This is a genomic window from Actinoplanes campanulatus, from assembly GCF_014647795.1.
GTDB lineage: Bacteria > Actinomycetota > Actinomycetes > Mycobacteriales > Micromonosporaceae > Actinoplanes > Actinoplanes campanulatus.
This window is the reverse complement of sequence record NZ_BMPW01000055.1, coordinates 1-6,147: the sequence shown is the minus strand read 5'-3', so window position 1 is coordinate 6,147 and position 6,147 is coordinate 1. Positions and strand designations below refer to the sequence as shown.

8 protein-coding genes and 5 pseudogenes are annotated in these 6,147 nt (G+C 71.9%); 8 read left to right on the top strand and 5 right to left on the bottom strand.

The features are described 5' to 3' along the window. The first annotated feature begins 174 nt into the window (after positions 1 to 174). The 3 genes from IEZ13_RS45865 to IEZ13_RS47370 are packed head-to-tail and all read left to right on the top strand — an operon-like array spanning position 175 to position 2,071. Positions 175 to 1,155, top strand: a complete 981-nt coding sequence (locus IEZ13_RS45865; RefSeq protein ID WP_183227920.1) for an Acg family FMN-binding oxidoreductase — start codon at positions 175 to 177, stop codon at positions 1,153 to 1,155. Further along, positions 1,152 to 1,565: a hypothetical protein gene (locus IEZ13_RS47375; RefSeq protein WP_229795808.1), complete on the top strand. Its 414-nt coding sequence runs from the start codon at positions 1,152 to 1,154 to the stop codon at positions 1,563 to 1,565. The genes IEZ13_RS45865 and IEZ13_RS47375 overlap by 4 nt, the downstream gene beginning before the upstream one ends. Beyond that, complete coding sequence (locus IEZ13_RS47370) at positions 1,562 to 2,071, top strand: universal stress protein (protein ID WP_306421566.1); 510 nt, start codon at positions 1,562 to 1,564, stop codon at positions 2,069 to 2,071. Before IEZ13_RS47375 ends, IEZ13_RS47370 begins: the two co-directional genes overlap by 4 nt. Before the next feature lie 213 nt (positions 2,072 to 2,284). Here IEZ13_RS47370 and IEZ13_RS47365 read toward each other — a convergent pair. After that, positions 2,285 to 2,617 (bottom strand): annotated as a pseudogene (locus tag IEZ13_RS47365) (P-loop nucleotide/nucleoside kinase family protein); the annotation flags it as partial. 1,069 nt (positions 2,618 to 3,686) lie between these two features. Here IEZ13_RS47365 and IEZ13_RS45850 point away from each other — a divergent pair. Continuing rightward, entirely contained in the window at positions 3,687 to 3,959 is a 273-nt protein-coding gene (locus tag IEZ13_RS45850; RefSeq protein WP_183227921.1) for a DUF1876 domain-containing protein, read from the top strand. 61 nt (positions 3,960 to 4,020) lie between these two features. Here IEZ13_RS45850 and IEZ13_RS47360 read toward each other — a convergent pair whose 3' ends face one another. The 3 genes and pseudogenes from IEZ13_RS47360 to IEZ13_RS48150 form a co-directional block, all read right to left on the bottom strand. Further along, a complete protein-coding gene (locus tag IEZ13_RS47360; RefSeq protein WP_203833744.1) occupies positions 4,021 to 4,209 on the bottom strand; it encodes a DUF1918 domain-containing protein in 189 nt (62 codons plus the stop codon). Then, positions 4,206 to 4,400 carry a universal stress protein gene (locus IEZ13_RS47355; RefSeq protein WP_373293117.1) on the bottom strand — a complete coding sequence of 65 codons (195 nt, stop codon included), beginning with the start codon at positions 4,398 to 4,400 and terminating at the stop codon, positions 4,206 to 4,208. Before IEZ13_RS47355 ends, IEZ13_RS47360 begins: the two co-directional genes overlap by 4 nt. 286 nt (positions 4,401 to 4,686) lie before the next feature. Continuing rightward, positions 4,687 to 4,992, bottom strand: a pseudogene (locus IEZ13_RS48150) (universal stress protein); the annotation flags it as partial. Positions 4,993 to 5,069: 77 nt separating this feature from the next. Here IEZ13_RS48150 and IEZ13_RS45840 point away from each other — a divergent pair. The 3 pseudogenes from IEZ13_RS45840 to IEZ13_RS48265 all read left to right on the top strand — a co-directional run. Continuing rightward, positions 5,070 to 5,198: pseudogene (locus IEZ13_RS45840) on the top strand (universal stress protein); the annotation flags it as partial. Between the two features lie 55 nt (positions 5,199 to 5,253). Beyond that, positions 5,254 to 5,490, top strand: a pseudogene (locus IEZ13_RS48270) (cation-transporting P-type ATPase); the annotation flags it as partial. Between the two features lie 107 nt (positions 5,491 to 5,597). Continuing rightward, a pseudogene (locus tag IEZ13_RS48265) lies at positions 5,598 to 5,648 on the top strand (hypothetical protein); the annotation flags it as partial. A gap of 184 nt (positions 5,649 to 5,832) precedes the next feature. Here IEZ13_RS48265 and IEZ13_RS45830 read toward each other — a convergent pair. Continuing rightward, positions 5,833 to 6,060 (bottom strand): hypothetical protein, encoded by a 228-nt coding sequence (locus IEZ13_RS45830; RefSeq protein WP_307835293.1) that lies wholly within the window; start codon positions 6,058 to 6,060, stop codon positions 5,833 to 5,835. Between IEZ13_RS45830 and IEZ13_RS47705 the strand changes: the two genes are divergently transcribed. Beyond that, positions 6,043 to 6,147: AIR synthase-related protein (locus tag IEZ13_RS47705; RefSeq protein WP_306421565.1), on the top strand; the 105-nt coding region annotated here is incomplete at its 3' end. The two genes, IEZ13_RS45830 and IEZ13_RS47705, sit on opposite strands and share 18 nt — an antisense overlap.

The window sequence follows — 6,147 nt, the reverse complement described above, 5'->3', positions numbered from 1 at the left end:
ACGACCGCGAGTTCCGGGGGCCGCGGCAGCCCTTCGGGGCCGACTCCCCAGGGCCGAAACCCCCGTTCGGCCCCGAGTCCTCAGCCAGCCGCTGACCGGCCAGGTTCACCGTCCGGCCGCCGCCGGCCCAGTGGGCACCGGTTCGGCGGCCGACGGTCCAGGCGGCGGGCCACTGTGCCGGCGACCCAGCCCGATTCCGCCCGCGACGACCAGCCGTGGCTGTTCCGCATCGACGGTCCGGCGGTGGAGGTGTACGCCGACCACGGACGGCTGCTGCCGGTTGTCGATCCGGACGGCCGGGAGCAGATGATCAGCATTGGTGCGGCGGTGTTCACGCTGCGGGTGGCGATCCGGCACAGCGGCTACCAGACCCGGGTCGAATTGCTGCCGTCCGGCGCCGATCCGGCGCTGGCCGCCCGGGTGACCGCGGGCCGTCCGGCGCGTCTGGACGAGGTTACCGAGACCCTTGCCACCGCGATCCCGCGCCGGCACACCAACCGGGGGCCGTTCGCCCACGTGCCGGTGCCGCCGCCGGCGTTCCGTCGGCTTCGGGACGCCGCCGCCCGGGAGGGGGCGATCCTGCGTGTGGCCGAGGGGGAGAGCCGCGAGGCGGTCCTGGGCCTAGCCCGGGCCGCCGACCAGTGGATGCGTGAGCGCCCCCAGTACGTGCGGGAGATGCGGCGGTGGACCGGCGCCAACGTCTGCCACGACGGCGTTCCGAGCTGGGCGTCCGGGCCGTGGGACGCACTCGGCATGATACCGGTCCGTGACTTCACCCGGCTGCCGCACACGCTGCGTCCCAGCGAACCGTTTGAACCGCATCCGACGATCCTGGTGCTCGCCACCGAGAGCGACACCCGACTCGACTGGCTGTGCGCCGGGCAGGCCCTGCAACGGTTGCTGCTCACCGCGACCTGGCTGGGCCTGGCCGTCACCCCGATCAGCCAGCCGGTCGAGGTGCCCGAAGTCCGCCAGGTTCTCACCGGGCCGCCGCCGGGCGTTCCCGTACAGATGGTGCTGCGTATCGGCTACGGCCGTTCCACCGGGCGCACCCCACGCCGGGCGGTCAGCGAGGTGCTGATGCCGGACGGGTCGCCGGATCCCACCACGTTCGGGCCGGGTGAGCCCAGCGCCGCAGCGGAGGGATCGCGATGACGGACCCGCATGCCAGTGACGCGATGACGGCCGACGCGAGACAGCCGGACCCGGGTACGGCCGGTGGACAACGCGTGATCCTGAGCTATGACGGATTGGTCCCGGCAGCGGCCGCGATCGAGGCGTCGGCCCGGCTTCTGCCGCGAGGCCCGGCCTACGTCGCCTACATATGGACCCCGCCGTACGCCAGTAAGGCGCTGCGGCGCCGGCTGTGGCCCGGGATGGGCGGTGTCAACGACTACCTTGCCATGATCGAGCGGGAGGGGGAGGCCGAGGCAGATCGGCTGACAGCGATGGGTGTCATCCTGGCCTCCGCGCGCGGTTGGGATGCCACCGCGCTGGTGGAGCGTTCGTGCGGCGGTGAGGGCGCCCAGTTGGCGCAGCTCGCCGGCGGACCGGCGCCGCCGTGATCGTCGCCGGCTCGCGGGGGCTCGGCGGCGTGCGTGCGATCTTCAACAGCGTCTCCGACATGCTCGTGCACTATGCGCCCTGCCCGGTCCTGGTGGTGCCGTACCCGTTACTCGACCGCGAGCGTGCCGCCCTGGACAAGGGACCGGTCGTGGTTGGCTGGGACGGCTCGGCCGGTGCGGCGACAGCGCTGCAGGCGGCTGAGCGGCTGTTTGCCGACCGGACGATCAGGCCGGTGTTCGTCCACGACGGCGACGAGCCGCTCGCGGCAGCCCCGTTGGGCCTGACGACGGTGCCTCGGGTTGGCCTGCCGGCCGAGCACGGTCGGGCGATCGCGCTGTCCCTGGCCGGACAGGCCGGGGCCGAGCACGCCGCGCTGATCGTGGTCGGTTCGGTCGGCAGATCGGCGCTCAGCGAAATCATGCTGGGCAGTGTGGCGATGGCCGCACTGCATCACGCACACCGCCCGGTCCTGCTGGTGCCGCACCGGTACGAATCGGAGCGCTGAAGGTCGTTTGGATCGGTCACCGGCCGGCGGCCACCGCCGGCCGGTCGTCGTCGATGGCGGCGAGCGCGGGGCGACGTCGCCGGCGCCCGGGTCGGTGGCGACGTGACGGGCCTGCGGCCAGTCGTCGGCCCCGGCCGCCAGAAGACCGGCGATCAGGGAGTCGGCGTCCGAGGGGGCCGCGAGAGTAGTTATCCCGGCGGTGCACAGCAGCTCGGTCAGGGTGCTGTGAGTGCACGCCGCCAGTCGGCGGGCGGCCTCCCGGTGCCGGTCCCGGGTGAAGGACGCGTCCAGGATCACGGTTTGCCCGACTTCGAGGAGCTGGCGGGCCCGCCAGCACAGCTCGGCGTAGGTGCGGTCGGTCCACTCGGTGGTGTAGATGCCCTGGTCGAAGCCGGCCGCCGCGCTCATCCGCGGATCGAGGCCGGCCATCTCCCTGCGGATCCGGTCGCTGCTGAGAACCGTGGCGCCCAGTTGGTCGGCCAGCCTGCCGGCGAGGGACGTCTTGGCTTCCGTCCTCGGGCCGCCCACAGCGATGAGCCGAACCATCCCGGCTCGCAGGTGGCGCAGGGTGAGGTCGGTGTAGGCGACGACGTCGGCGGCCGCGTTTGGGTTGCCCTGTTCGTGCCGCAGACAGGCGACCTTCGCCCGGACGAACGCCCGATACGCCACATAGTGGTGGCGTAGCGGCTCCGGGGCCGGATCGTCACTGAACTGGGCGTACCAGTCGAGGAACCGTCCGGCCAGAGCGGGTGCGCCGAGATGTTCCAGGTCCATCGCCAGGAACGCGGCGTCGTCGAGCCCGTCGAGGTAGCGCAGCCGGTCGTCGAACTCCAGGCAGTCCAGGATCCGGGGCCCGTCGTCGAGCAGGAAGATGTCGTCGGCGAGCAGGTCACCGTGACCATCCACGATGCGCCCGTGGGCGATCCGGTCGGTGAACAACCGGTCGCGGCCGTCGAGAGACTCGTGGGCCCGCCGCTCGACCTCGTCGGCCGCGTCACGGTCGAGCACCCCGCTGTGGAGGTGGCGTAGTTGCTCGAAGGTGGCGTCCCAGCGGCCGCGTAGCCCGGCTCGGCCGCCCTCGGCGTCGATCGCCGGACCGCGCCGGGCGATGCCGTGGAAGACGGCCATCACCCGGGCCAGCCGCCGCAGTTCGGCGTCGACGGGCGCGCCCCGCCGGACCAGCGTGGACAGGCGCCGTTCGTCCGGCATCCGGCGCATCACGACCATGTGGTCGCCGGGCAGGCCGTCGGGGCCGACGATGTCGGCGACACCCAGGTAGACGTCCGGGGCGAGCCGGCGGTTGAGGCGCACCTCCCGGTGACAGGCCCGGAACCGGTCGGCGCGCCGCCGGAAGTCGAGGAAGCCGAGGTCGACCGGTTTCTTGAGCTTGTAGGCGCGGTCCCCGAAAGGGTCAGGACCGCAGCGTGGGTCTGCAGCATCTTCGCCTGGTAGAGCACCGTCATGACGCACCGCCTTTCCGGCTCTCCGCTTCCACCTTGATCGGTGCGGCGGGCGGTTCCCAGGGCACTTCGGGCCCGGACCAGGACCAACAGCACTGTGTCCGTAAGCCGCCGTGCGGTGGCATGAGAGGAGAGACTGCGAGGAGGTGTTCGAGGTGCATACCCGGACCTGGACGGTCGATATCACCATCGACGAGCACGAGGACGAAAGCCGTACCCGTGCCGTCGCCGTGCTGCGTACCGAGGCCCGACCTCAGGTGCGCGGTGTCGGCAACGCCTACCGGTCGCCGCGCGACCGGGAGGTCCCGGAGATCGGTGACGAGCTCGCCAGCGCGCGGGCCCTGGCCGATCTGGCCTACCAGTTGCTGGACGTGACGGCCGCCGACATCGAGGCGATCGTCCATCGTCCCGTGTACCTGAACAGCTGATCCGGCGGCGATGACCTGATGAGGGCGGGGATCCCCGAGATCCCCGCCCTCGTCCGTGCCGTCATCGTGTGGCGGCTTCGATGTGTGTTTCCGGGCCGGGGAAGAGGGTGGTACGGCCGTCGCTGAGCCAGCGCACCCGGTACGGCGGTGTGCCGTCCGCGTGTTCGATGGTGGTGATGATCCCGACTCGTCGTTCGCCGCCGAGACGGACGGCGTCGACGACGACACGGTCGCCGGTTCGTGCCTTCATGGTGTCCTCCCGTTGTTCGGCCCCGGCCGGACGGCCAGCACGGGGCAGTCCGCGTGGTGCAGCAGTTGCAGGCTGGTGGAGCCGAGTATGGTGCCGGTGACCAGGCCGTGCCCGTGACTGCCGACGACGATCAGCTGGGTGCCGTGCGACACCTCGATCAGCACGGAGCCGGCACTGTCGTGCGACACCAGGGTCTCCTCGTACGTCGGGGTGCTCGAATCGCCACGGCGCCAGTTGCATGGCCAATCGCTCGCGTTCGGTGGCGTCCTGCTCAGGCGTCTGGATCTCGGACAGCGGGGTCCGGCTGACCGGCAGCCTCGCCGAGAGTGGGTAGGAGCGGACCGCGACCAGATCGGTGCCTCGGTCGGCGGCGGCGGCGGTGAACGCTGTCGCTAGCACCTCGTCTGCCCGGTCGGCGTTCTCGGTGCCGACGGCGACCGGACCGGTGCTGGCGTCGGTACGACCGCGCACCACGGCGACCGGGCAGTGTGCGTGCATGGCCAGCCGCTGACTCACTGAACCGAGCATCAGGCCCCGGCCGCGGTTGCCGAGTACCAGCAGTTCCGCCGTCTCGGACCGGTGCACCAGATGGGTGACCGGGTTCCCGACCGGCACCTGGAAGCCGACGTCCAACCCCGGCGCGACGCCGCCGGCGCGCCGGACGGCCTCCTCGGCGACCAGGCCGGCGAGACGGCGGGCCACGTTGAAGCGATCACCCTGGTAGTCGTAGCGGCTCACCGACCAGTCCCAATCGAGGACGTGTACGACCCGCAACGGCAGGCGGCGGCGCTCGGCTTAGAGCGCGGCCCAGCGTACGGCGGACGTGCCGGATTCGGTGCCGTCGGTTCCGAATGTCCGCCCATGCACGGCTACTGGTGGTGGGCAGCCGCGGACACAGCCCCTTTGCCGGAGCGCTGATCGGCTCGGTCAGCCAGCAATGCGTCCAGCATGCGCACTGCCCGGTGGTGGTGGTCCGCGGCAACCCGTAGCCGGTGCCGTCCTGGTGAGGCGTGACGTTCGGCCCTGCCTCCGTGACCGGGACCGGTGAACGCTGGAGTCACGGCTCAGACGATTACGGCACCCGCCGAGGTCGACGAACGCCAGCCGCCGACCGAACTGTTCCGGCACCTGCGCTCGACACCCCACGGGGTGCGGTCCCGCGAGGCAGCCCGCCGATCGACCGTGTACGGCCCGAACGAACTGTCCCGCCGGCAGGTGGGGCGCTGGCCGCGACAGCTGTTGGCTCAGTTCACCCAGCCGCTCGCGGTGCTGCTCATGGTCGCCGCGGTGCTGGCCTGGTTCGGGCACGCCCCGGCGCTGGGCTTGGCCGTGGTCGGGGTCATCCTGCTCAACGCGGCCTTCGCGTTCGTTCAGGAGCGGCAGGCCGAATGTTCAGCGGCACCTCCTGCACGGCAGGGCAGGCCCGCGCGGTGGTCACCCACACCGGTATGCGAACCGAGATCGGCCGGATCGCCGCCCTGTCGCAGCGCGGGCACCCCGAACTGAGCCCGCTGGAGCAGCAGGTCCGCCGGGTCACCTGGATCGTCGCGGCGGTGGTGGTCGCGGCCCGGGGCGGCGTTCCTGCCGATCGGGGTGCTCGCCGGGCTCGGCTGGGCGCGGCGATCACCTTCTCCGTCGGGCTGATCGTGGCCAACGTGTCCGAGGGCCTGCTACATCCTCTCGGCGACGGCGGGCGTTGTGGTAGGCGGCGCAGGTGCCCTCCGCGGAGACCATGGGCGCACCCAGTGGCGTCCGGGGTGTGCAGGCGGTGCCGTAGGCGGCACAGTCGAGCGGCGTCTTCGCCCCGGTCAGGATGTTACCGGCGGCGACGCCGTGTACGCGCTGCGTGATCCGACCCGGGGTGGCCTGGCGTCGGCGCTAAACGAGATCGCGGCGGCTTCCGGGGTCGGTGTGGAGATCGACGAGCGGGTGCTGCCG